This is a genomic window from Mucilaginibacter koreensis, from assembly GCF_054783355.1.
This window is the reverse complement of record NZ_BAAGQS010000001.1, coordinates 1,394,376-1,420,410: the sequence shown is the minus strand read 5'-3', so window position 1 is coordinate 1,420,410 and position 26,035 is coordinate 1,394,376. Positions and strand designations below refer to the sequence as shown.

Sequence of the window (26,035 nt, the reverse complement as noted above, 5' to 3'; positions counted from 1 at the left end):
GTTAGGATTGACCATAAAAGGTTCAGGTTCCAGCTTGCACCGTGTCGTAATCGTTAGCCTTGATAAATTGTTGCCGTGTTGAAGGCTTTCGAGAGCTGCCAATTGGCTTCGTCGCTTCTTTAATATGAGAAGTTTTTATATATAACCTACCCATGAAGTGAGTATTAACAAAGAATGTAGCCAGCGAAAATTGGATGTTTGAATTTTATGCGTGGAGCGATTTTAGGTTCGGTTTGTTGACAGCCAACTGTTAACTAAATATAGCTACGTAGCTTACATAATTGTATCTCTATAGTAATCCTGCTTGATGGTGTCTACTCTCAAATTTACATTTTAAGCTGTTTGGCTTGGATATCTCATAGAGCAGTGGCATTCGCGTTTGAATGTGATTAGAGGATGTAGCGGGCGCTGATCGCCAAACGCAATGGAAACAGACAAAGGAGCACTAAGCGCAGCGATTGTAGCCCTAAGATGATGTAAGCAATCATTATTACTCCCTAAGATCTTTCCTATATAGTATTCAAATTCAAGTTGCAAAAGAAGTTGTTATTGGTTGTATATAATACGCTTTATAATTTTTACTTGCGCCGGCATGTGCACCGAGGGCGCTGGCAGTGCCTTGAGATAGATGAGTTGGTCACTTCCTGCACTAGTACCCATGAACTCAGCTTTGAAAGCTACGCGCCTTCCAGGGACGTAAATTGTACTGTCGACTTTCCCATCCGGCATATTAGCAAGACCCGCTTCATCAAGTACATAGCCATTGCCTGCCTGATAGTTGCCGGATTTGTCTTTAAAGCAAATAGTAAGTGTTCGGTCACCTTCGTAATTGTGGGTAGTCACAATCACACCTGTTTGCAGTGGCACTTGATCCGTGCTGTTATCAGCTAAAATGGCCGGTGATATAATGTCTGCAGGGGCGGGGGCAATATCAATAATGTCCTGCTTTGAAGTGCTAGTATTTATATTTTGAGCAACAGCTGCGGTGTCTTTAGAATTAGCCTTTATGGTGGAAGATGTAGAACTTGAATTGAAAAAAGACCTCCAATCGTTAGTAATGTCCTGATCAGCTAGGTACACTTCGTTTTCTACATTATTTACTTCATCTGTGTACTCAACTTTGAAGCGGAGGTGGACAGACCTGACCGGATACTTTTCATAAGCTTTAGGTACATCGGCGCTGATCATCTCGTCCATGTTGACGGTTTGCTGCGGCTCAAACATTCGCAGGCTTTCTAAGGCCTGCGCACCTGCCCAGCTAAAGCGGTTACCATCCTCATGGTTGTCCATATCAGTAATTTCTTTGCCGTTGTCAAGAACAAAGATGACCGACATAAACACAGTTGCTTTACTGAAGATACTATTTGTATTATTGGAAACGGAACCGGTGAAATGGTATTCGGGATTTCCGTTAATTTCATTCGGCACAAAAGCTTGTTTGATGCCATTGATGGTAAAATCATTACTGGTCTGAGGGCTACTGTTTGATGTAGAAGTGACGCACGAAGTAAATGACGAGAATGACAGCAGTAGCAATAAAAATAAACGAAAACGTAATGGGAGTAATGTTGTGTTCATGTGCCTAGCGATTTGAGGGTGTTCACCAAAGCAGCCCATCCTTAGTAACTTGGGTTAGGGTTAAGGGTTGTAAATGCAATAAGCGCAGGGCTGAGCTCATTTGCGTCTAAGTGGCTCGGGAAAGCCTGACAACAACAAACAAGTCAGCACCCACGCTTATCGCATGAGCGCTTTGACCTATTTGCTCTTGTTGTCATTTGAATTTTCCCGATTCCTTAGACAAGAACAAAATAAGCTTACGCTTAAATTTAATATGTATGTTTAGTTATTTACTGTTTCTTTTAATACGGTTAAATAAGTTTTAATGTATATAAAACGCCGACTTGATTTTTACGGTGAATGCCGCGTTTTAAACGCTTTAATCATTCTTGGGGCTAAGATACTGCTTTTTAAAATTGCTTTGCATATAACTGTTAAGAAACAGCGTAGACACCAAGTCCTTTGTTTTCTTTACGACATCAAAAGCAGAAGCTCAAAAGCCTAATCCGTAACCAGTGAGCTGTTCCAGCCAACGCTCCTGAGTATATTCATCTTTGTCCGGTGCGGATAGAAAATCCGACTTGAGCACATTGACCATCTGGGCGCTGATGTCAATGAGGTAAAGGCGGTACCATTTGGGATAACGGGCTTTGAGGTGGTTCCAGCTGTCCTGCAGCCTGATGAAGAGCAGCCCTTGGCTGTGAATGGCAGGGGAAGTCTCCAGTACCACCAGTTTATAGAAGAAGATGCCATTGACTGGTACACCTTTGAGGGTAATGAGGCCGCTGTCGCAGCCGATTTGTAAAAGTGGTTTTTCCATTGTTTAGTTATGTTTACTAATGGAAAGGTCACCCTTATAAGCTTAATGGGGCAACGATTTTGCTTGTAAAAAACAATAAGTAGCAGCATTAATGGCTGTCAACAATAATAGCTGTAAGCTGAAGAACAAACAATAAAACTTAACCGGGAAAGTTATTTATTCAGCGCCATACGATAGATAATTATATTATATGAACCGGTGCACTATTGAAATAGGAGGGCGATCTTCACCACTGATGACAACGCAGATAACTAAACTTTTTGTAGGCGGCTTCCCGCTGGAAATGGATGAAATGGGCCTCGCCCGCCTGATTGCACTACATGGCGAGATTGAAACCATAAAGATCGTGGTTGACCGCAAAACAAGATTATGCAAGGGCTATGCTTTTGTGGAAGTAAAATCAATAGATGATGCGTATGCAGTGATGATAGCATTGGACGGCCATACTTTAGCTGATCGGCAGCTAACGATTAAGCTGGCTGAACAAGCGATGCCTATTGTCAGTGCCAAGTCTGTTGACAAGCAGAAAACTAATTATAGTAACGATAAAGCAGCCAGTACCAATTATGCAGGTAAGCCTAAACGGCCGAGAAAGCAAAGATGGTAAAAAAGCATCAGTTGTATTAACGCCGTGATGCAACTGATGTAAACAGTTACCTAATAATTTATAGTGACATCTGTTTTTAAATGTAACTGCTGTTTAAATAAATATATATGACAAATTCATACCCTTTTACCCAATTGTTATATTTGCAGTTCTTGCTTTCGATGATGAAGATGTATTAAGTAAAGGCTACAAATCAGCCTAAGAATACTTCTCGTAAGCCGTGCCTTTGTTTAAACGGTTGTGCCCCTTTAATAACGTCAAACGAAGTAGTACATCAAAAGATGAAAAAGCGCGTTTATACACCGGCATTTTGCGCTTAGTCCAATGACTCTCAATATCCTACAGCATAGATCAGAAGGTGAATTCTGCTTTATGCTTTTCGTTGTTATACCATTAACAATTATTCATAAATTACACTGCATTTAAGATGTACTGTTAGTATAATTAATTGAGTGGATGAATATAATTATTCAGCTTATACCGTAATGTTTTGCCGTCCCGTTTTCTCTTACTGTTTACGATTTAATATATATATACCGAATATGTAAATGATGCTTTTAGGTGGCGTAATATTATAGCTATTTACCTTTAAATCCATATTACAGCTATATATTTAACAAGCGTAAAGAACGGTTACAAACAAAGAATGCCCCGCAGGGGAGGCATTCATCATTTTAATAATTAAACGTGGTATAAAGCGGTAATTACTGGTGTATACGGCAGGAGGTCAATCATGCAGACAATAATACAATATCACGCACCTTACCTTCCAGTTCTGAAATGAGTTCATTTTGTACAGACAAATCGGGTACAGCGTTCATCAGGCGAAGTTTGCGAACTACAGCCTGATACTGCTGCGGAGAGGCATACACACCGCTATGTTTAGCGACCGTAACCATATCCCTTAACTTTGAATACCCACCCATAGCCTTAATGCCCTCAAATAGAATTTGATTACAGAACTGCTGTGGCGTGCGCATAGCATCATCACTGAATCCGACCGCATCGGTGATTTTGAGGATGCTGTCAAACTCCTTACCCCAGAACTGGTACAAACGGCGATAGATCTCCGGTTCATATAGGTCCCTTAAAGTAAGGGAACTCACGTTCAGGTTACGGCTGATACTGCGGGAGTTCTTCAAACGTGCCTCATACCTAATGAAGTTCGTGTTTGCCAATGCTGCCGGCATGAAGGCTTTGCGCTGCTTCATCTCTGCCTGCTTATCATAAAACACGAGGCCACGCTCACCGTTCCGATACTCTTTACCGTGCTTCATCTGTAGATGCTCATAGCGGCTGCACTCACCCAGTAGCTGCACGTAAGCGATAGGGGTATTATTTACTGCAATGTTCTGACCTACATCTAGCCGTGTAACTTTAGCGGTATTCACATCTAGTTGTAACTCATCGGACAACTGTTGAACAGCAAGTTTTAGGGTAGCTCGTGTTAGCGCCTTGTCATTATCACCCAGGTAAAACTTAGCCAAGCTTCCATTAATGAAAAGCCCTCCCGGTGCCAGCGTTACTTTCAAATTCCTGAGCTGACTATGATATAAAGCCGCTTCTGTATTGCGTTCACAAGTCATGCGGCTACTGTTGTTCTTAATGCGCTCAAATGTTTCACGCGCAATTTTCTCGCTACTGATGTAGCAATTTGGATTATCTACCATGGTTCTTTTGTTTGCTTAATTAGGGGGATATTTATATTACTTGGGTGATTGGATGCTGAAATACTTTATAATTGTATTGAAAGCATCACCTTTTCACACTTGTTTTTTATGTTGTTACTGTTACTTTTATTTTAATGCATGCTGTTGTATTCTCAATCATCACACTCTCATTCATATTCAATATCTAAAATCATTATTGCATCATTCATCACCTTACCTCTGCTGTTCCCTTTTCTCTTCCTTCTCCCGGCTTAATATAAAGGTGGAATGAAATTTAATAATCATGTAAGCCGCTGAATAGGTAGGTACCCGCATCGGCTTACATGAAATATCTTGGTGTTATTTTAATATAGATAAGACGGAGGTACCTTTAATATGCTCGAAATACACTGGGCAATCCTTGTTTTTAGCTTTGAAATGTTCGGACTGGTTAATCAGCGATTGCATCTCAGCCAGCGTATTTTCATCTCCCCGCTGGTAGCGGCCAAACATACCTTTGTACATATCGCTGGATTTTGGGTTCGGTAGGGTACGGTGAAGCTTAGACGCAGACGCATGCTTCTCGCCAATATCAAAATAACCGAACACAAACAGGTGAATAGCATTCCCTTCCATTATCACAATGCAATACAATGATTTGTGACCAAAGAAGTGGGAAAGCGTGGCCTCTTTGTTCTTGAGCTTACCAAGCATGCGGATCTCACTGCCAGTGCAGATGGAGGATAGCTGCAGGGTATGGCACCCCCGCAACCGTTGAACGCCTTTCAACGGCTCAGGGGTGACGACAACAGTAGTTTCGGGCATAAGGTGAAACTCTTCCAAAGGCAGGATGTGACCGGCACGAGCTTCAATCCTGTACACTGCCCGTGTCTTGATATTGCCTTCTACTTTAACTAACCGTAAATAAGTGCGTGTGGGCAAGTGTACCTCCGGCTGTGGCACAGCTATTGGCTTTGGTGTCGGTAATACGCCACCATAAAATTTAAATCGTAGTGGGGAAATGCCCAGTCTTGCGGCTTGTTCTTCAATACTTAACGTTTCCTGTTTTTCCTCGTTTTCTTCAAAATATGTCATAGCTTATACGTTCTAATTTCTTTTATTTTTTAAAGCTGCTACCACCGGATTATTCTGGTGGTAACAGCTGGATTTAATGTTGTGATGAAATTCGGTGCCTGTGCTCATGGTTGAAACTTCCGTTCACAACACGTACTTAACTGATTGATAATCTTTTTAGGGATATTAACTCTGGTATAGTTTGCAGTGAGTTGGTATCTGATTACTTTATTTATGACCGTCTACAGGCTTAACGGTATATGATATCATCATATTCAAAGCAGCTAATCATGTTTTCAACTGGTGTCCATTCATCAAAATCATGAAAATGGTCAAAAACATTTCCCCGCTCATCTGCAATCTTGCGCAGTTCGTTAACTTCATTCACACCATCTTCGTAAACACGTAACCTGAAATGAAGCGGTTTAAGGTTTTGGTAGATAATGCCGTAGTTAAAGTATCGCCCAAAGGCGGTATCTGGGTACAATGGATTAGTTTCACAGGTAATCTGCACCTGCAGCGGATCATATTCATAGGCCAAAGCAGCTTTCAAGTTGAAATGGCGCTGTAGCTTTTCATCGCTGAAGGAAACTTTTTGCTGGCAGATAAGGGCGTGGTTAACCAGGCCGTTTATCCAAGACAGGGGCTTCCCTGCATATCTGATCAAATTGCTTTCAATAGTATCGCGATAGCAAATCGTAGTTTGAAAGTCGAACGCGCTTGTGGTCATGCGTTGGCAGCTCCTTTCCGAGAAGGTTTGCGTAACATCACGAAGTTGGCGGCTTGCTGGTTCAGTTCCTCCTTAGAAGCAACCCGGTTACTAAGTAAAAAATCATCTGCATCGGCCTTGGAGATATATACCATTTTACCGTTGGGGCGGCTGAAAGGTATTTTTCCCTGGGAGGTCAGACCATAAGCAGTACGTTTACTGATGCCCGCATAGCGGCTGAATTCTGCAAGTGTGAATACAGGTTTATTGAAGTATAGCGCAGCTTCAATCCTGTTCAGTTGGTTTTGAAAAGTGTTCAAACTCATTAGTTAATTATCAAAGTTTTTAAAGCTTGGTACCTTGCTTGTTTTGATACAACAAAAATAATAAGCATTGAAAACTTGTTTAACTGGTGAGCTTAACGCTAACCTTAACTAATGAGTTAAGGTTAATTTACCTATTTGCTGGAATAAATGAATAATGAATTTATAATCCTTTGGACGCTTAGTTTGCGAAATGCCTGAGTAGCCTGCTTTCAGATTGCCAAGTGTAAAATCTTGATAAGGCTGCCTAAAATGAGTTCCTATATCATGAGCAGAAATATGTTTTTGAAATTGTAAATTAATTTTGTGTCTAAGATTAGTATCCGCATCCGTAAAGGTGGAACCCCGAAATATGATAGATAACGTTGTATTGGATTTTAACCACGTTATTTTGTCGCGAGGAGGTAACACGTACGGGTCAAAATGATTTTGAAATTCCTGCAGAGTACAGTCGATAAATCCTGCAGCTGTAATTTCTTTGTATAAGAGCTCAGTGATGTTATTATTTAATGAACCATAATTTAGAGGGAGGAAATTGGGATTAAGCACTGGTCGTTCAGCAACTTCACTTTCAATGAATAATCGTGAATAATTATAATTTAACTTTTTATACAATTTTTCAAAAAGGTCAAAAATAAATATCGTGTGCATTGCAATAGCATCCAGAAATTCCGCCTTAGTAAACTTTTGTGGTGGATTGTACAACTTATCCCAAACAGGAACAGAACTCCTGGCATCCCTGACATAGTTGTATAATGCATCTTTCAGGTCGGTTTGAATGAACTCCCATGTTTTGTGAAACATGTTATCCAGCATGTTGAAATAATTTTTGTTTCCCTCCCGCAGGTGATATTCAATCTCACGTTCGAAACCAGTATCAACGCCAAAATTATTTGAGTTACTCCAAGCGCTATACATCGTAAACAATTTTATCACCGGAGAACCGGAATTTTCGTCAGTGAGCCAAGTATACAAAACACCAGGATCAACAATTACACCCTGCGTTCCAGCATTATACTTAACAACATTCTTGTAGTGATATTGAAGGCGTTTGAATTGAAAATTCAGGCGCCTTGCGTATTCATCATGTGTATTATGCATAAAATCATGTACTGCTAAATTTGGGAAATTGATTTACAGCGGCTAATTTACGTTCATCAATTACTTTAGCATATATTTGAGTGGTTTTAATGTTCTTGTGGCCAAGCAACTTGGAAACAGTATAAATATCTACCCCCTCATTTATCATAACCACTGCATGTGTGTGTCTTCCTGAGTGAAAGGTGATGGATTTCGAGATGCCAGCTGCCATCACCCACTGTTGAAGTTTGAGGTTTACCCAGGCCGAATACCTTAATCCTATAAATACTCTTTGTTCGGCTTCACCTTGCTTACCCATATAAGAAGCGGCCTGTTCACTTATAGGCAATGTTTCCGCAGATTTTGTTTTTTGCTGTCGGTAGTGAAGTACATATGAATTAAATTCTTTGTCGAATTCTACATTGCGCCACGTTAAGGCATGTATATCCGACCAGCGTAAACCAGTCATAATGCTAAAAAGGAAAGCACGTTTTAATACCTCTATTTCACAAGGTGTACCCATCAGCTTCTCAACTTCGGTTTTGGTTAGGTATTCTCGGTGAGTGTCTTCTTCTTTAATTCCTTTTACACGTAATGTAATCTTCTCGGGAATGATCCGGTCTTCAAATGCCTGATTTAATGCTGCCCGTATTTTGTTAAAATAAGAGTGGGCGGAATTTTGAGATAGACGTGTATGGCTCTTAGTGCTTCTAGCAGTTAATAAATAAGCTTTGAATCGTTCCATCCAATCGGGTGTGATTTCTTCAAAAGTTACTCCATTCTGGTCCTTGGTGAAGAGTACTAGTTTTTGATAGGCGCTGAGCCAGTTTCCGTAACTTCCGTTGGAGGTACGGTGTTTACGGGTGAGTGTGAGAAAGTAATCAAGGAAGCTACCCTTTAGCTTGGAGTCATCAGCAAAGCCGTGTCGTCTGGTTTGGTACTCTACCAAGCGTTTGGCTCGAATTGCATCTGCCAGTTGCTCATTGCTTTTATTGATATCCCGTTCAACTTTATTTTTTGGCTCGGCGTAAAGGAATAAATCCAGCGTTTCGGATCTGCGTTTGCCTGCATGCATATAATCTAAATAGAGACGTATTTTGCCCTGACTGGCTTTTCTTTTTCTTATACTAATGGTCATGGTACTCGCTTTATTTGATGGGAAGTTCCCATCATTTTCTATATGCAAGCAACCAAAAAATGTATATACAAAACAAAAGTAAAAGCCCACGAATGCCTGTGCTGAAATTAGTGGAATTACGGGCATTGGTGTTACAAATCTGTAACTAGTGATAACCAGTTACAGATTTGTAACAACTATCGAGTTAATAAATGTAACTAACCAGTAATTACTAGCATGAAAAATACCCTGCTACGCAACAAAAAGTAAGATAGCGACAGTATACGCATTGAGGTTATTTTCCGATACAAAACTTACTGAATATATTTTCCAGTAAGTCATCAGTAGTAACAGTGCCTGTAATTTCGCCCAGGTAGTGAAGAGCTTGTTTGATGTCAATGGCTAGAAAGTCTGAGCTTACCCGGCTATCGATGCCGTTAAGTACCCGGGATAAGGCTTGTGCAGTGGAGCGCAGCGCTTCTACATGGCGTACGTTGGTGACCATCATCTCACTGGTATTTAAACGGCCGTTGATGCTGGTTTCGAACAGTAAGTTTTTCAATTTTTCCAGGTGCAGTTTTTCTTTGGCCGAAATGGAAAGAAATGTAACGCCAGGTGTTGAAAAAGGTGAAAGGGCAGATGTGGCAATATCCATCTTGTTAGCTACGGCAATAATTGGAAGCCCCGGTTTTGATAAGCGCTTAATATCTTCCTCCGCTTCTTCTATACTGAGCTGCACACTGTCGAATACATAAAGCAGAAGGGCAGACTGGCTGATTTTTTCCATGGTGCGTTCAACACCAATCTGCTCTATCGTATCTGTAGCTTCGCGGATGCCGGCTGTATCAATCAGCCTGAAATTTACGCCGTTGATATTCAGCACTTCCTCCACCGTATCGCGTGTGGTACCCGGTATGGCGCTTACAATGGCGCGCTCCTCATTGAGCAGTGCATTCAGCAAAGTTGATTTACCTGCGTTTGGCCGGCCTGCAATAACAGTACTGATGCCCTGCTTAATTACATTGCCCAATTCAAAAGATTCAATGAGTTGGTCTACTACTTTAAAAATATGCAATACCAACTGTTTTAGTTGGTCGCGGTTGGCAAACTCAACATCTTCCTCCGAAAAATCAAGCTCCAGCTCAACCAGCGAGGCGAATTGTACCAATTGCTCGCGCAACTGCTGTAGCTGGGTGCTAAATCCCCCCCTGAGTTGCTGCATAGCCACTTGTTGTGAAGCTTTAGAATCGGATGCGATTAAATCGGCTACGGCCTCAGCCTGTGATAAATCCAGCTGGCCGTTCAAAAATGCGCGTAGGGTAAACTCGCCTGGACGAGCGGCCCGCGCACCATTACGAATCAGCAATTTAATTACCGACTCTAAGATATAAGTAGAGCCATGGCAGGAAATTTCGACCACATTTTCACGGGTGTAGGAGCGGGGCGATAAAAATAATGAAATTACTACCTCATCTAACACCGTTTCACCATCTACAATTCTGCCAAAATGTATAGTGTGGCTGGCCTGTTGAGTCAGATTTTTGCCTTTAAATACCTTGCTGGCAATGGTAACAGCATCGGTACCAGATAAACGTATTACACCAATGGCGCCACTGCCATTAGGCGTTGCCAAAGCAACAATAGTATCTTGCAATTGAAAATTCATCAAAATAAGCGGTAATAACAGGGGCAAAAATCGCTTATTTTAATTGAATCGAAGTATAGTTGCCGCGTAAAATTAAGTGTCGGGCCACGAGCTTGTGAGAACACAATACTGATTAGCTGATTACAAAGTGCATAATTATTTGTTATTTGTATGAAACCCTCTAAACTATGGCTGCTCAATTTGATTATAATCTCGACTTCAAAACCATAAATTTTCGACGTCAGCCGGAACTGTATCGCGTTGGTAAAGGTGAGCAGGGGGTATTATTGGTTGAACCATACAAAAGTGAGATTTTACCTTACTGGCGATTTAAAACACCTGACATTGCTGAACAATCGGCCATTAAAATTTTTGAGCTGTTTGAACAGTACAAGGCAGATCAAGACTACGTAGGTATGGATATGGCCCGTAAGTTTTTACAAATGGGCTATACCCGTTCCAGGCGATATGCTAATCATAAAAGCGGTAAGAAGTATAATGGCCCCGTGCCTGATGATAAAAAAGGGCAGAGCGGCGCACATGGACGTGAAGAACTGCCATTAGCAGTGGATGAGATAAAAGCGCAATCTGCACAAATTTTCTATAGTTATTGGCAAAAAGCCAAGCAAGACAAAGTATATCAGGAGTGGTTAAAAGAGCAATAAATGCTACTTGAAATACAAAAAGGGAATATGTTAGTTAGCAACAATTGCAACTAAACAGAAAAGACAATACGATATCCGGCTTGGTGTCAGATACTCCTGAATCAGAATACGCTACTTACTAAATTGGACTACCTTTTCAGGCAGCAAGCGGCAGTTCAAAGTAAAATGTAGAGCCTTTCTCCAATTCGCTTTCAGCCCAAATGGTGCCTTGGTGCCTGTTCAAAATTTCGTAACAGAGATACAGCCCGATGCCGAAGCCGGCCACACTTTGATATCCCGCATTACTTACCCTGTAAAATCTTTCGAACAAACGGGGAAGGTTTTCCGTGCTGATACCTATACCCTGATCTTTAACACTCACCAAGGCCTTGCCATTATGTGTTATGCAGGTAACATTAATGGTGCTTCCATGAGGTGAGTATTTAACCGCATTACTGATTAAATTATTTATTACCTGTCCAATTTTATCCCGGTCGGCATTTACCCAGGTATCAGCTACGTAGGCAAATGTTACTTTATGAGTGCTTACTTGTGCTGTTGTTTCTTCCTCGGCTTCGCGTATGAGGTCTGCCATGTTAAAACGAGCGCGGTCTATATGGATCTGGCCCGATTCGAGCCGCGAAACATTTAGGAAACCATTAATGAGCTTTGTCATTTTACTGGTTTGTCGCACAGCTTTTTCAGCAGTATTAAGTGAAAAGCTGTCCTGGTTCTTTTTGGCTTTCGCTTCTATAATTTGCAGATAGCCATTCAGTGATGTGAGCGGCGTTTTCAATTCATGACTTACCATACTGATAAAGTCATTTTTTCGTTGTTCGTTCAGCTTTTGCTCCGTAATGTCCAGGCAGGCGGTAATATAACCGGCAAATGATCCGTCAGGGCGGAACCTCGGCGAAGAGCTTGCCAATAGCCATTGATAATCTCCGGCCTTGGTTAGCACACGAAAATCAAACGTAAACGGTATGCGCCTTTGAAAAGCCTCCATATAGGCATCCATGTAGCGTTTTCCATCCTCGGGGTGTAAGAGTTTCAGCCAGCCGAAGCTTAGCATCTCTTCACGCGTCCTGCCGGTTAAATCTTGCCACGCTCTGCTAAAATAGGTTGAATTGCTGCTTTCATCACTCATCGCAATCAAAATCCCAGATCCTTCGGCCATTAACCTGAAACGCTCTTCACTTTCAGCAATGGCAGCTTCAGCATTTCTGATGTCGGTAATATCGCGGGTAGTTCCGGCAACAGCTATTACTGCTCCGGTATCATCTGTTACCGGGTTTAAAATGTAATCGTAAATACGCCGACCCAAAGTGGCATGCGGGAACGAAACCTCACCTCTAACTTGCTGATGTGTGGCTACAATGTGGGCAATTTCGCGTTCATGCATTTGTGCATGCCATTCTTCATACCCGTTTTCACGTAAACCTTTACCTACTGCAGTACCCCAGGTTTTACCCCACATATCCAGCAATGCCTTATTCGCATACGTAAATTTATACTCCAGGTCAAATACATAAATTAAATCCGGCGTAGAAGAAGTAATGGTTTCGTACAATCTTTTTTGCTGTTCTGCATCCTCTATTGCTGCACGTAAAGCAGCCTCAGCGAGTTTTCGCTTGGTAATATTACTAAACATACCAACTGCACCTGTTATATTGCCCTCATTATCAGCAATAGGTGCAGCGTTCATCGTTAAATAAATCAGGTCACTTCCCGGTCGTTCAATGGCAAATTCGTAATTGAAAACAGGCTTCCCAGTTGCCATAGCTATCATTGTCGGATGCTCATGATCTGCCATTGGCCTGCCATCCAGATGAATGTTAAACCACTCGGCAGAATAGCTTTTTCTTGTATAAAAAAAATCTTCATCTGTAGTTAATATCTGATGAGCCATAGGGTTTGCATAAATAATTTGCCCGCTTCTATCTACCACCCCAACACCTTCAGCCATATGGTCAAACACACGTTGCAGTTGCTGCTCATTTTCCTGCAATTGCTGGTTGGTTTTAGTAGTTTCGGTGCAAACTACTAAAATGCCGGTCGGTTTACCGCTCTCATCTCTTATCGGATTGTAGGAAAATGTCCAGTATACATCATCCAACTTACCGTTACGGTAAATAGGAATAAGTTGATTTTCTAAATATACAGCATTACCACTTTCTAACACGCCTTTCAAAAGCGGATTAATTATCGGCCAAATCTCTGCCCAGCATTCATCACCTCTCTGGCCTAATGCTTTTGGGTGTTTGCTATGCTCATCTGTTCCCAAAATTTTCAAATACGCATCATTATAGAAACCTGTCATTTCCTCACCCCACCAGATAAACATTGGGAACTTGGAGTCCAACATGAGGTTTACTGTGGTTAACAGAGGGGATGGCCATGTGTCAATCGGCCCGACAGGTGTAGCCGACCAGTCGAAATTACGGCTTCTGTCAGCCATTTCGCCTTTGGCATATATTCTAGCGTGTTGATGTTTTGAGTCGGTTGCCATGTGATATAATAAGGCAGATTAAAGATGAAGGAGAATCCTATTTGGTTAAAGTATTTCTGTCAATTCGCTGAAAGAGTTAATAGTGGCTGTTTGCCCGCTTGTAAGCTTACCAAAACCATAGGCTGCAAAAATGAGGGGTACGCCTGCTTTCTGGCTTGCTTCAAAGTCGCCCAAGGTATCACCTACATAAACCGGAGCTTTCAGGTTGTAGTCTTTCACAATATCTTTAATATTTTCGTGCTTGGGTTGTGTTTTGGTACCAAAGCACTGGTGCGCTTCGAAGTATTGATGCAACCCGCTAAAATCTAAAAAGTTTTCTATGTAGCCGTTCTGGCAGTTGCTTACTATAAACAGGCGGTACTTGGTTTTGAGGTACTGCAATGTGCTTTCTAGATCATCATACAAATGGCCACCTTCATTAATCACCATTTGCAATTCGTGTTTACCAAATACGGTTTGAAATCGCTTTCTTTCTTCAGCAGTTACGTAAGGAAATAATTTTTCAAATATGGCATCGTAAGTCATGCCGGTAACGCTTACCACCATTTCTTTGCTTATTTGTTCGGGCTTTATTGAATTAAGTTCTTCATTGGCCGTTTGCCAGGCTTTGGCAACGGTGCCGGTAGCATCCCATAATGTGCCGTCTAAATCGAATATAACGCTGTCAAAGTGGTAGGGTAATTTTTCCATAAATGGTTTGTAAAACGGTAAAAATACAAAATTACATTGCAATGTTAACCTATAGTTATGTTGTGGCAACAAAAGCACTTACTTCGTGTTCTAAGCTTTTAACATTATTAATCAATAAAAATTTATGCACAGGGGCGGATTATTAAGCATCTTTCTTGTACTGGCGGTTATTAGTTTCTTAATGGACTGGTATGTGTACCGGGGCCTGCGTACCTTATCTGCCGACTGGTCATCCAACCGGTCCCGGTCGCTGATGTTATGGGCTTACCTTATTGTTTCAGTAGGCATCACCGTTGTATTTATTGCGGGCCTTAGTAGCTTTAGTACCGCTCAGGGAATGCGCCCGTTTCATGAGTGGATGCTAAGCTTATTCCTTATGATGCTGGTCAGTAAGCTATTGTTCGTAATTGTGTTATCCATTGGTGATCTTGTTCGATTTATTGCAGGCATAGTTAATATCAGTCAGCACCAGCAGGTGCAGGGCACCGGTTCGGCTTTTCCTGAACGCCGTAAATTTGTAAGCGAACTGGCTATTCTGCTGGCAGCAATTCCGTTTACCTCTATGCTGTATGCAATGCTGAGAGGCAAATACGACTACAAAGTACATCGCCACACTTTATATTTTGAAGATTTGCCCGAAGCTTTTGACGGCTTTACTATTGCACAGATATCTGATGTGCACTCTGGTAGTTTTGATAACAAGGCGGCGGTGCAAAGGGGTATCGATCTAATTAAAGCTCAAAACGCAGATTTATTCGTGTTTACCGGTGACCTGGTGAATAATGTGGCCGATGAAATTACGCCTTACATTGATATGTTTAGCCAAATTAAAGCACCTTATGGGCAGTTTTCTATTTTAGGCAACCATGATTATGGTGATTATATACAATGGGATAGTGCCCAGGCAAAAGCGAACAACTTACAGGAATTAAAAATTCAGCATCAAAAATTAGGGTACAAATTGATGCTTGACGAGAACGTCAGGATTTCGAAGGGAAATCAGCACATTGTACTAATTGGTGTACAGAACTGGGGGAGAGGTTTTATTCAGATTGGAAACTTAGATAAAGCGCTGAATGGCGTTGCACCTGGTGATTTTAAAGTATTGCTATCACATGATCCTACGCATTGGGAAGAGAAAGTGCGCTATCATCAAGTACCTGTTCATCTAACCTTGTCCGGCCATACCCATGGTGCACAGTTCGGAATAGAAGCAGCAGGTTTAAGGTGGAGCCCTGTACAATACCGTTATTTAGACTGGGCAGGTTTGGCTTCACATAACAACCGGTATTTATACGTCAATCGTGGCTTCGGCTTTTTAGCCTTCTCGGGCCGGTTAGGTATATGGCCAGAGATTACCGTGCTAACTTTGAAAAAGAAGGTAGCTTAATCAACAAAAAAGGGGATGTAATTATACATCCCCTTTTTTGTTGATTCGAAAATGGATTTATAATGAAGCCAATTTATCGCTTACTACAGGTTTAACAGTTTTGCGGGCAACCGTATTCAGCTTTATCGCTCTGACTTTCACTTTATGAGTTTTGGCCGAAGTTTTAGTTGGTTTTGCAACTGCGTTTTCAATAACTATTGTAGAACTGCCTGTATTTGAAGCGTTTGTAATTGTCGCTTCCTCAGCATCAGGCAAGCTTTTTATCCCGTTTTCGGCAATAGCCAAGCCCTGCAATATATCTTCCTGATAGCCTTCAACGTTATAAGTAGTTGAGAGTTTCTTGGCATAGTTCAGATCTTTTTTAGCGGTTACATAATCCCCACTTTCCATCTTTATAGTTGCCAGTTCAACTAAGTTGGCTACCATAGTAGGTACATCCTTTTGGCCTTTAGCAATCATGGTAGATTGTACCATAAACCATTTAGCTTGAGTGAATTTGCGCCCTGCATGGTAAGCCTTGCCTAAGCTGGCATAGCTTTTACGCAAGCCGGTGGTATCTTCCATCTTTGAATATAAATGCAGTGCTAACATGGTATAGTTTACTGCATTTTCGCTGTTGCGAGCCTTAAATACACGGTTGGGTGCTTTCTGATCCAAATAAGCTTGAGCCATTTTTAAATATAGTTCGGCTTTTGCGCTATCAGTCAGATTATATTGCAGCTGTTGTTTCAAGCTATCAATATCGGCAGCAGCTGCATTCAGTTTAAGGCCGGTTAATATGAGTAATAGTAAAAATATTCTTTTCATGGTAGTTTTATCTTCAGTGACAGAAAATGAACTGTGTACAAGAAGATATTTGCAAATAGTATGCCTAAATATGCAGATGATATAATGCTGAGCATCAGCCCATGCATTAAATATTATGCATATATACTATTATAGGGAGATAACAGATTCATACCGCTGCAGGAAGTTTTGCACAGCGGCAGACTTATTTACCAACATATTGAAAATGAATATGGTAAACAGGGCACAACTAATACCGGCCAGCACATCGAGTACATAATGGTGGCTGGCATATACAGCCGCACCCCAGATGCCCAACATTACCGTTGCAAAAAACACATTAACCCAGCCTAAGCGATTTTTGATTCCGTAATACAGTACAATAACCGGGTAACTGGAATGCAGCGATGGCATAGCTGCAAATACGTTTGAACTTTTAGCGTAGATGGATTTAAATATCCCTGCATGAAAGTAAGCATCAAAGCGGCTTAACCCTGCAGTATTGCCGGGCGTGAGTTTAATAAACTGGAAGCCATTAAAGTGTACATACCAGGGCGGGGCGGCAGGATACAGGTAGTAAATAACAAAGCCCACCATATTTACCAAAAAAAAGCTGAGTGAAAAACGCAGAAATTGCTTGCTGTTCTTAAAAAACAAATACGCCGCAAAACCTAAAGGCACCGGAACCCAGCATAAATAGAATAAACCCGCCAGCACATCAAAAAAGGGGTGATGATGGCGCCAGAAGTACTCGTTGGGTGTAAGTGTGCCCTGGGCGGTGTGGATACCGAATAAATGCTTTTCGGTATTAAATAAATCTGCAATGTGTACCGGCTGAAAATTATAATTAGGAAAGGCCTTCATATAATCGAAGATGATCCAATACACAATGAAGATCGAAAACCCCAGAATAAATTTGCGGGTAACTCCGGTGGCAAAGAACAAGCCGTTGAAAATCAATAACAGCCAAATCTGGTCTATCTTGAAACCTACTAAAATATAGGAAACCAGTAAATAAGCTAATGAGATAGCGATAACCGTAAGCACTGTTTTTGTGGTTACGGTTATCGCTGCCGGAGTAGTGGAAATCATTACTGTTTTTTAATGAAATCAGAACGAAATACCTTATCCCAAATGGGAGAGCTTACACCATAACCTTTTGAGGCATCGGCATAGTGGTGCAGCATGTGGTGCTGTTTAATGCGTTTCCAGAAACCGCCTTTAAAGTTAAAGTGGTGAATGGCATAATGCGTCATATCATACACCAGATAGCCTAAAATGAAGCCCGGGAAAAAGCCTAAAATATAGTTGGCCGGCAGTATGGCGTTGAATAGGAAATACAAGCCTAAAGCCATAGGTATACTTGCCGATGGCGGCATCACCAGGCGCTTGGCATCACTCGGATAATCATGGTGTACACCATGAAATATGAAGTGAATGCGTAAAGCCCATTGGGGTTTCGGCACATAATGAAACACAAAGCGGTGTAAAACATATTCGGCAAACGTCCAGAAGAACAAGCCGGCTGCAAACATTTCAATATAGGTAAGCAGGGGCAAATGAGCGCGGAACAGCGCCCAGTAACTCATTACCAGTATTAAAGGAACGTATACAAATAGTGGAACAGTAAAGTGGACTTTTGACAACGCCTCTAATACATCACTCTTAAACATCCTCACCGACTCGGGTGAATTGGATACATAATTTTTCTTCATAGTTCACTTAGGGTTTAAAACGTTCAATCACTGCTGCACCGGTTTGCGCATCTGTAGCCAGAATTTCAATAAACCGTACATTAGGGAACCAGAACGTTCCTCCTTCAATTTTAACAAAAATACGGCTTATTATCGCCTGCCTTTGTGAAATTGTTGCGAAGATATGATATTTCCCGTCGTTGCCACGCATAAGCGTGAGTGGAAATTTTTTGTAAGCTGCTAATCTGATATCCCATTTGCCGGTACCAATACTTTTGGCCGATACACCAAAAGCAAATTTACGCTGAATGTAATTCAAATCTGCTTTCTGCCCTTGCTCATTATAACGTATCCAGTAGGGATGAACCGGGTCATCCACATCCAGTTTACCGCCGGGCGCATTTAATTCATAAATAACCGTATTGGAGTTAGGATCGCGCTGTAAGTAAAAAAGGCGATTAATAGTTGAGGGTATAGCAGGATAAGGGCTTGATGATTTTATTGTTCTGGCCGTGTCATCAGGCAATGTTAATGTTCCGGATAATTTATGCGTAGCGTTGTGGGCCGATACCTGTAAAGTACAAGCTGTAAGCATAGCAATAAAGAAAGTGCGCATGAAGGAATTTTTATTTTGACGGGTTTTCCAACTCATCAAGTGATTTTTTTGCATCAGTTAAGCGTTTAAACGCAGTTACGTTAGTAAGAATAGCCAGTATAACTATAGGGATAGTGAAAATAGACATGGTTTCAAACACATGGAAGGGTATGCCGGGAACGTAAAGCTTGTAATCGCCGCCAATGTACATAGAAACCACACCGCATAATAAGGCGCACAAACCGATAGTAATTACCCGCTCGGGGCGCTGCATTAAACCACCTTTACATTCAATGCCTAATCCTTCAGCGCGCGCACGTACGTAGCTCACCATCATAGAGCCAATTAAGGCGACAAATGCAAAAATGGAACTCAGAAAATAATGATGACCCACCAGGTAATAGCAAATACCCAAAAACATAATGAGTTCGCTATAGCGGTCGAGCACTGAATCATACAATGCACCAAAGGTAGATTTCATATTGCCCAGGCGGGCTACCTGGCCATCCAGCATATCGAATAAGCCTGCAAACAGAATAAGCGCACCTGCCCAGCCTACATAGCGTAAATCGGCACGCGCGCCTTCCTCAACACCTGCAATGAAAATAACCGCCACACCTACATTCAATACGAAACCTATTGAGGTAACCGCATTTGGGGTAAGTCCGAGTTTAATTAACAATTTTACAAAGGGATCAATCACTTTGTAAATACCCAATTGTATCTGCGTACGCACATTGGGAGCAGGAGAAGTGGTAGATTGCTGTGACATAAATTTAAAGTGATAATGCAAAGTTATTAAAAAACAAACTGAACACGGGCTCTGACGCCCCATTTTGGTGCATCCGGATGATCCAGGTAAGTAAAGCGGCGTACCAAATCTACCCTTAACACCTTAAAAATGTTCTCAATACCAACGCTGCCTTCTGCATAAGGTTTGCTGCCTAATGTGTAAGTGATGGGGGTGCCATCAGGCTGCATAGGTAAACGGTACAATGATGGATGGATGTCAGGGTTGTTCCGATCGCTTAAACCACCCCATAAGCCTTTAAACGTAGCCGTCTCACGCCATTTCAAACGTCTGAACAGAGGAATGCGATTAAAGATAAACCCATTAAAATGCTGGTCAATGTTGATGCTGGCATAGCGGTCGCTCACAAATTCCAGAAAGTTCATCAGGTTGTATGATTCAATGCTGTAAGCATAAGTTTGATTCGCCCGGTGTATAGTAAGCAGCGGGTAAGGTACTTGCCCGAAAATCTTACCACCGTCTAAAGTTACATCGGCAAAACCCAATTGCGACAAATAAACGTGTTTGTAAATATTCAGGTTTACGTTGGTATAGCTGTACTTGCTTTCCAATACGTTATTCAACCCCTGGGTAATGTTCAGCGTGAACTTTGGATATTTGTTCAGGAAAGGTGTGCGGTAAATGCGGCCCTGGTAGAACTGCTCATGCGGTGCATAGCGCAATTGCAGCGAAATTTGTGATGTTGTTAAATCATTCACAAAGTTTTGCTGGCCATTTACCCGGTTTTCAAATGTTAAATCGCCGGCGGGTGTTTGTGTCCACTTACGCAGCCCTAAAGCATAAGAGAAGTGGTTTTCAAATTCATGCACATAATCTAAGCGGTAATAATCGTTGTATAAATACTTGTTATTGTTACCACGCTTAAATGATAATAAGAAGTTATCCTCCTGCACAAACTGCAAATCCTGCCCCGGAATGCGGATATCACGCTGGAAACTACCCCGAATATAGTTCTGTGGAAATTTATATATGGATTTATTATTGAGCGAATAGGTACCGCTAAAGAAAAACTTCCACTTTTCATCCTTAAAACCATAAGCGCCATAAGTTTCAAAATAATAGCGGGTACTCAGGCCGGGTGTGGTACGGCCGCCTAAACGCAGGCGAAAACCTTCCACCGGATTGAAGCTGTAAAAGGTATTAGCGGGTCCTATTTCAAACTTTTTAAAAGTAGTATAACCTGCCAAAAGTAAGTTACCAAAAAATACAATACGCTTGTAAGACGGCATTTTTTGTAAACTATCAATATTGCCGTAAACCTTAGCCTGCGAAGCGTTCAGCGTATCTAACCGGTTTTGCTGCCAAAAGGCATCATCACGGTTTTTATAGTTGTCAGCTTCAACTTCGGCCAAGCCATTGTAAGTAGCTTCAGGCCGGGGAGTGTTGATCACATAATCGCTGTAAGAAACTGTACGTTCGCCAAAAACGCCGCCTGCTTTATTTTTATTAACGCCAAAATCAGCCAGCATGTCAGTGCGGCTCACATGGTAGCGCCCATCGGTGCTCAAAGCATAATCCTGATTAATGCGCAACGATTTTACCCAGTTCAGGTTAATACGCGGATTTACATATAAGCTTGCCCGTTGCACAGCATAGTGGCCATCTAAGGTAATGTAGATGGTTCCCTCAAACAACATACTGTTGGTATTGCGGGGTGTAAAGCTCAACTCAACTACCTTACTGTTGTTTACTACAATAGTATCGGTAATAAAAAACTTATAAAAGGTGGGGGCGCCATCAGCTATCGGGCTTAAAAAGGGGTTGGTTACCAGGACAATGTTATTCTCGTAAAGGTCTACCTCGCGGTACAAGTGTTTAAAATAAGTAGTAACGCCTTCATTATCAATCAAGCCACCATAATTTACATCCTTTTGCCCCAATAAAATAGTTTTATTTTTATCAGGCGATTTGCGGATATAATTTTGTGAGAGCTTCTCGTTGATATAAACCGGCAACAATGATTTGCCGGGTGCAGATGTCGTATCGCGGTTATCCAGTAAGAATTTATACTTGCGGAAAAATTTTTTGTCGGATATTGTAGGTGAAACGTTCTCCAAGGAAAGAATCATCCTGTCGTATTCCTTATACTCTAAAAAATTATAATGCTCGGGGCGGTTCTCATTTTTGTGTGCAATAACCTGCCTGATGAGTTCAACCGCCGGGTTGTCTTTATTGGTATATTTTTTCTTTTTGCCCGCTTTTACCACCACTTCGCCCAATTGGCGGTTGTCGGGCTGCAGGCGAATATTTAATACTTGTTCTTTTCCGGGTGTAATGGCCAAAACAGCGGTTTTGTATCCCACGAAAGAAACTTTAACGGAGCTATACGGAGTAGTTGAACGTAAGGCATAGCGCCCGGTCTCGTTCGTGTTGGTTCCGTTTGAGCTGCCTTGGAATACTACGGTTACATAAGGCAATGGCTGTCTGTTGCCGGCATCTGTTACCATACCGGTTACTATAGTTTGTTGCGCAGAAGCACTAATGGCTGAAACAAATATGCTTAAACAAATGAAAAGCGTTTTGAGAAAAGTTGAAGTATTGTTTTGAAACAGGCTATTCACGTATTCAATAAAATGGGTAAGGTAAGCAGCCGGACGTAACCGGGGCTGGGTATTAAATATAATCAAACGGTTATATTATAGTTTTTGCAAATGATTTATTGAATAGTTAACGATTACACAATGTAATAGTTGTAATATTCAGCATATTTTAAAGCTGAAAGGCAAAGTTAAATTTTTTGATGAAGGCAAATGTGTTTGAATCGTCAAATTTAATCATTTGATTAATAAATTGTATGGATATAAATTTCCATAAAGGCCATAAACAAAAACAGCCGCCAATCATATTGGCGGCTGTTTGATTAGTTATGCAATTATTTACAAGATCTCAACCAAGTCCTGGTAGTAATCCAAACCAAGGTGTGTGATCAAATCTTCGCCCATCATGTGGCGCAAAGTATTTTGCAACTTCATTAATTGCTTGAAAATATCATGCTCAGGGCGTAAGCCTGGAGCAGCCTGAGGAGATTTCAGATAGAATGATAACCACTCCTGAATACCGCTCATACCGGCACGTTTAGCTAAATCACAGAACAAAGCCAAATCAAGCGCTACCGGTGCTGCCAAAATTGAGTCGCGGCACAAGAAGTTGATTTTGATTTGCATCTGGTAACCTAACCAACCAAAGATATCAATGTTATCCCAGCTCTCTTTGTTATCGCCGTGAGGAGGGTAGTAGTTGATACGTACTTTGTGGTACAGCTCACCATACAGTTCCGGGTTTTGCTCCGGTTGCAGAATATCTTCTAATACGCTCAGTTTAGATACCTCTTTGGTTTTAAAGTTATCCGGATCATCCAGTACTAAACCATCGCGGTTACCTAAAATATTGGTAGAGAACCAGCCTTTAACACCCAGTGCACGTGCAGCCAAGCCTGGGGCCAGAATAGTTTTCATCAGGGTTTGACCGGTTTTGAAGTCTTTACCTGCAATAGGGGTTTCGGTTAACTTTGAAAGTTCAACCATTGCCGGAATGTCTACAGTTAAGTTAGGTGCGCCGTTGGCGAATGGAATGCCCATCTTTAAAGCAGCATAGGCATACAGCATACTTGGAGCGATGCGTTTATCATCATCTTTCAAAGCCTGCTCAAATTTTTCCAGTGATTGGTGAATGTCAGACTCCTCGAAGTAAACCTCAGTTGAACCACACCATACCAATACAATACGGCTGCAGTTACTTTCTTCCTGAAATTTCTTGATGTCTGCCATCAGCGCATCAGCCATTTCCTGACGGGTACCTTCTTTTACGTGGGTGCCATCCAGGTTTTTAGCGTAATTCTTATCAAACGCAGCAGTCATGGGCACAATGCTTTCCAGTTCCTCTTTTACAGAGTTAAGTAAGCCTGCTTCCAAAACTTTAGCTTTCATGGCTGCTTCGTATACATTGTCGGCATATACATCCCAACCGCCAAAAACAATATCATTAAAATCAGCCAGTGGAACAAAGTCTTTGATTTTAGGATAACGGTTTTCGGTTCTTTTGCCCAAACGGATGTTGCCCATTTGTGTAACTGAGCCTATAGGTTGTGATAAACCTTTTCTAACGGCTTCAACACCTGCAATAAGGGTAGTGGCTACGGCGCCCAAACCTGGAATTAAAATACCAAGTTTGCCATCTGCAGGTTTAACATTGCTTTTCATGTTTAAACACTTTTAATTGTTAACGGTTAAATGGCTTTACAGCCACTGGTTGGCCTTATACCATGCCAGGGTTTCGGTTAAACCTTTTTTCAGATTATATTCTGGATAGAATCCCAAATCTGCTTTGGCTTCCTCTATGCTGCAATTCCAATTGGCTGCAGTAAGTTCTTTCAGTTTTTCAATATTTAATGCTGAAGCCTGATTTTTGAGTTTGCTGATGCTTTGCGAAGCAGCAGCAATTACCTTCACCAAACCCAGCGGCAAATGTAACTTTATAGCTTTAGTGTGTAAAACACTTTTTGTAATATCTGCCATCTCATACCGATCGTAAAAGTTACCATCACTTAAATGATAAGTTTTTTGATTGCCGGCATACAGTGCAGCAATACTTGCTTTAGCTAAATCAGTAACGTATACAAAGCTCAGTTTTTGTGCTTTGCTGCCAATGTAAGGTTCTAAACCTTTAGCTATTTGTTTTAAAACGATGAATATATCTTTTTCCCTCGGGCCATATACCGCAGTAGGGCGGAGGATGGTATAGTTCAATGTTGTAAAACGGCTTAGTTCCTTTTCGGCCTTTAGTTTGCTGTGACCGTATGCCGTAACCGGATGCGGTTCATTTTGTTCGGTTATGATACCGCTTGAGGTATGTAAAGGCCCAACTGCTGCCAAACTGCTGATGAATACCATTTTCTTAAAATGATAGTTAATGCTTAAGGCAGCTTCGGCTATGTTTTTAGTATACGTAGCATTAATATGATTATATTCAGCATCCGAGCGTGCCTTGGTAACGCCGGCAGCATGGATCACATAATCATATTGCTTTTCCTGAAATTCCTGCTTCAGGCTTTCTATATTGGTAAAATCAGGGTAGGTGTACTGGATATTTAAATCTTTGAGATGATCAATCTGGCTGCTTTTGCGCACCGCTGCGTACACCTCTAAATTATTTTTAAGTGCCTCGGTAATTAAATGGTAACCCACAAAACCGCTCGCACCTGTAATCAGTACCCGTCCTTTCATATCGCTTTTTCGTAAAGGCGGTAGGTTTTATAAGGCTCACCGTTGATATCAATAATGGCTTTTTTCATTAAGTCGTTATTTTCCAATATCCACGAAGCCTCGGCTTTTTGGAAGCCTCTTTTCTTATATTCTTTGATGATATTACCGTACAATACCGCCTCAATGCCGCGTTTGCGATAGCCTTCAAGTACGCCAAGCGCATAAATGCGGATGCCGTTTATCTTTTTGCGGCCAAAAAGCAGTTTAAATATACCTGTAGGAAACAAGCGACCACGTTTTACTTTTATCAGTACCTGATTAATGTCGGGTAAAGTTAATGCAAAGCCAATGGCTTTGCCTTCGTGTTCGGCAACGCTACAAAAGGCAGGGTCAACTATGAGTTTTAAGTCGTTGGCTACATAGTCAAACTCCTCATCTGTCATAGGTACAAAGCCTGAGTTTTTGTCCCAGGCGCTGTTATATATTTCACGAACGCGCGTTACTTCGTTCTTAAAATCTTTCATATTCAGGTTGCGAATGGTAATGTTGCTGCGTTTTAAACGCTCCTGCAACATATCCAGCATCCTGAAAGATTTATCGTTATAACCTTCGGCACCAAAAGCATAAGCAATTAAATCAATTTGCTTTATAAGGCCAGTTTTTTCGAGCAGTTCCGTGTAGTACGGGGCATTGTAAGTCATTTGAATCATCGGCGGACTATCAAATCCGTCAATCAGCAAACCACTCGGTTCGTTGGTGGAAAAATTTACCGGACCAATTACTTTGCTCACCTTTTTATCCTGCAGCCATTTTACTACTTCAGCTACCAGCGCATCGGCTACTTCCTGGTCATCGATGCTGTCGAAAAAGCCAAAAAAACCATCATTTGCTTTGTTGAATTCGTTATGATGGTTATTGAGGATAGCTGCAATGCGGCCTACCACTTTGTTGTTGCGGTAAGCCAGAAAGCATTGTATAGGATTGTGCTTTACAAAGGGGTGCTTAGTTAACAAATCGCGCTGGGCAATAAAAAGCTCAGGCACGTAATTAGGGTCACCCTCATATAAGTCGTGCGGAAAATCAATAAAGGAGCCAAGCTCCTTTTTAGATTTTACCGGTACTACTGTAATCATA

The 26,035-nt window shown here is 41.5% G+C and carries 23 protein-coding genes; 3 read left to right on the top strand and 20 right to left on the bottom strand.

Going from position 1 to position 26,035, the window contains the following annotated elements:
- Nucleotides 1–546: 546 nt before the first annotated feature.
- Together ACYVNW_RS06390 and ACYVNW_RS06385 are read right to left on the bottom strand one after the other, a co-directional pair.
- Nucleotides 547–1,578 carry a hypothetical protein gene (locus ACYVNW_RS06390; protein ID WP_460679014.1) on the bottom strand — a complete coding sequence of 344 codons (1,032 nt, stop codon included), beginning with the start codon at nt 1,576–1,578 and terminating at the stop codon, nt 547–549.
- Nucleotides 1,579–2,050: 472 nt separating this feature from the next.
- The gene (locus ACYVNW_RS06385; RefSeq protein ID WP_460679013.1) at nt 2,051–2,377 is read right to left on the bottom strand and encodes a hypothetical protein; all 327 of its coding nucleotides are present in this window, start codon (nt 2,375–2,377) and stop codon (nt 2,051–2,053) included.
- A gap of 235 nt (nt 2,378–2,612) precedes the next feature.
- Between ACYVNW_RS06385 and ACYVNW_RS06380 the strand changes: the two genes are divergently transcribed.
- Nucleotides 2,613–2,984 (top strand): RNA recognition motif domain-containing protein, encoded by a 372-nt coding sequence (locus ACYVNW_RS06380; RefSeq protein WP_460679012.1) that lies wholly within the window; start codon nt 2,613–2,615, stop codon nt 2,982–2,984.
- A 731-nt stretch (nt 2,985–3,715) separates the two neighbouring features.
- Here ACYVNW_RS06380 and ACYVNW_RS06375 read toward each other — a convergent pair.
- The 7 genes from ACYVNW_RS06375 to mnmE all read right to left on the bottom strand — a co-directional run bounded on the left by ACYVNW_RS06375 (nt 3,716) and on the right by mnmE (nt 10,602).
- Nucleotides 3,716–4,654: a phage/plasmid replication domain-containing protein gene (locus ACYVNW_RS06375; protein WP_460679011.1), complete on the bottom strand. Its 939-nt coding sequence runs from the start codon at nt 4,652–4,654 to the stop codon at nt 3,716–3,718.
- Between the two features lie 339 nt (nt 4,655–4,993).
- Nucleotides 4,994–5,728 carry a hypothetical protein gene (locus tag ACYVNW_RS06370; protein WP_460679010.1) on the bottom strand — a complete coding sequence of 245 codons (735 nt, stop codon included), beginning with the start codon at nt 5,726–5,728 and terminating at the stop codon, nt 4,994–4,996.
- A 229-nt stretch (nt 5,729–5,957) separates the two neighbouring features.
- Nucleotides 5,958–6,437 (bottom strand): hypothetical protein, encoded by a 480-nt coding sequence (locus tag ACYVNW_RS06365; protein ID WP_460679009.1) that lies wholly within the window; start codon nt 6,435–6,437, stop codon nt 5,958–5,960.
- Nucleotides 6,434–6,742 carry a helix-turn-helix domain-containing protein gene (locus tag ACYVNW_RS06360; protein ID WP_460679008.1) on the bottom strand — a complete coding sequence of 103 codons (309 nt, stop codon included), beginning with the start codon at nt 6,740–6,742 and terminating at the stop codon, nt 6,434–6,436. Before ACYVNW_RS06360 ends, ACYVNW_RS06365 begins: the two co-directional genes overlap by 4 nt.
- A 108-nt stretch (nt 6,743–6,850) precedes the next feature.
- A complete protein-coding gene (locus ACYVNW_RS06355) occupies nt 6,851–7,840 on the bottom strand; it encodes a hypothetical protein (protein ID WP_460679007.1) in 990 nt (329 codons plus the stop codon).
- A gap of 4 nt (nt 7,841–7,844) precedes the next feature.
- Nucleotides 7,845–9,083: a tyrosine-type recombinase/integrase gene (locus ACYVNW_RS06350; protein WP_460679006.1), complete on the bottom strand. Its 1,239-nt coding sequence runs from the start codon at nt 9,081–9,083 to the stop codon at nt 7,845–7,847.
- Between the two features lie 148 nt (nt 9,084–9,231).
- On the bottom strand, nt 9,232–10,602 hold the full coding sequence (mnmE, locus tag ACYVNW_RS06345) for a tRNA uridine-5-carboxymethylaminomethyl(34) synthesis GTPase MnmE (protein WP_460679005.1): 1,371 nt from the start codon (nt 10,600–10,602) through the stop codon (nt 9,232–9,234).
- A gap of 167 nt (nt 10,603–10,769) precedes the next feature.
- Between mnmE and ACYVNW_RS06340 the strand changes: the two genes are divergently transcribed.
- Nucleotides 10,770–11,246 carry a DUF4385 domain-containing protein gene (locus tag ACYVNW_RS06340; protein WP_460679004.1) on the top strand — a complete coding sequence of 159 codons (477 nt, stop codon included), beginning with the start codon at nt 10,770–10,772 and terminating at the stop codon, nt 11,244–11,246.
- Nucleotides 11,247–11,382: 136 nt separating this feature from the next.
- On the opposite strand, the gene ACYVNW_RS06335 is transcribed toward ACYVNW_RS06340, so the two are convergent.
- Nucleotides 11,383–13,734, bottom strand: a complete 2,352-nt coding sequence (locus ACYVNW_RS06335) for a PAS domain S-box protein (protein WP_460679003.1) — start codon at nt 13,732–13,734, stop codon at nt 11,383–11,385.
- A gap of 45 nt (nt 13,735–13,779) precedes the next feature.
- On the bottom strand, nt 13,780–14,424 hold the full coding sequence (locus ACYVNW_RS06330) for an HAD family hydrolase (protein WP_460679002.1): 645 nt from the start codon (nt 14,422–14,424) through the stop codon (nt 13,780–13,782).
- Between the two features lie 181 nt (nt 14,425–14,605).
- On the opposite strand from ACYVNW_RS06330, the gene ACYVNW_RS06325 reads away from it, so the two are divergent.
- On the top strand, nt 14,606–15,814 hold the full coding sequence (locus ACYVNW_RS06325) for a metallophosphoesterase (protein ID WP_460679001.1): 1,209 nt from the start codon (nt 14,606–14,608) through the stop codon (nt 15,812–15,814).
- A 57-nt stretch (nt 15,815–15,871) separates the two neighbouring features.
- Here ACYVNW_RS06325 and ACYVNW_RS06320 read toward each other — a convergent pair whose 3' ends face one another.
- From ACYVNW_RS06320 to ACYVNW_RS06280, 9 genes are all read right to left on the bottom strand, one after another.
- Nucleotides 15,872–16,621, bottom strand: coding sequence for a hypothetical protein (locus ACYVNW_RS06320; protein ID WP_460679000.1), 750 nt, complete (start codon nt 16,619–16,621; stop codon nt 15,872–15,874).
- Between the two features lie 129 nt (nt 16,622–16,750).
- Complete coding sequence (locus tag ACYVNW_RS06315) at nt 16,751–17,692, bottom strand: phosphatase PAP2 family protein (protein ID WP_460678999.1); 942 nt, start codon at nt 17,690–17,692, stop codon at nt 16,751–16,753.
- Complete coding sequence (locus ACYVNW_RS06310; RefSeq protein ID WP_460678998.1) at nt 17,692–18,315, bottom strand: sterol desaturase family protein; 624 nt, start codon at nt 18,313–18,315, stop codon at nt 17,692–17,694. Before ACYVNW_RS06310 ends, ACYVNW_RS06315 begins: the two co-directional genes overlap by 1 nt.
- Before the next feature lie 7 nt (nt 18,316–18,322).
- A complete protein-coding gene (locus tag ACYVNW_RS06305) occupies nt 18,323–18,910 on the bottom strand; it encodes a DUF4833 domain-containing protein (RefSeq protein ID WP_460678997.1) in 588 nt (195 codons plus the stop codon).
- Between the two features lie 10 nt (nt 18,911–18,920).
- Complete coding sequence (locus ACYVNW_RS06300; protein ID WP_460678996.1) at nt 18,921–19,661, bottom strand: CDP-alcohol phosphatidyltransferase family protein; 741 nt, start codon at nt 19,659–19,661, stop codon at nt 18,921–18,923.
- A gap of 26 nt (nt 19,662–19,687) precedes the next feature.
- Nucleotides 19,688–22,327 (bottom strand): DUF5686 and carboxypeptidase-like regulatory domain-containing protein, encoded by a 2,640-nt coding sequence (locus ACYVNW_RS06295; protein ID WP_460678995.1) that lies wholly within the window; start codon nt 22,325–22,327, stop codon nt 19,688–19,690.
- 249 nt (nt 22,328–22,576) lie between these two features.
- Nucleotides 22,577–23,899, bottom strand: coding sequence for an inositol-3-phosphate synthase (locus ACYVNW_RS06290; RefSeq protein ID WP_460678994.1), 1,323 nt, complete (start codon nt 23,897–23,899; stop codon nt 22,577–22,579).
- Nucleotides 23,900–23,935: 36 nt separating this feature from the next.
- Entirely contained in the window at nt 23,936–24,922 is a 987-nt protein-coding gene (locus ACYVNW_RS06285) for an NAD-dependent epimerase/dehydratase family protein (RefSeq protein ID WP_460678993.1), read from the bottom strand.
- Nucleotides 24,919–26,034: a GNAT family N-acetyltransferase gene (locus ACYVNW_RS06280; RefSeq protein ID WP_460678992.1), complete on the bottom strand. Its 1,116-nt coding sequence runs from the start codon at nt 26,032–26,034 to the stop codon at nt 24,919–24,921. Before ACYVNW_RS06280 ends, ACYVNW_RS06285 begins: the two co-directional genes overlap by 4 nt.
- Between the last annotated feature and the right edge of the window lies 1 nt (nt 26,035).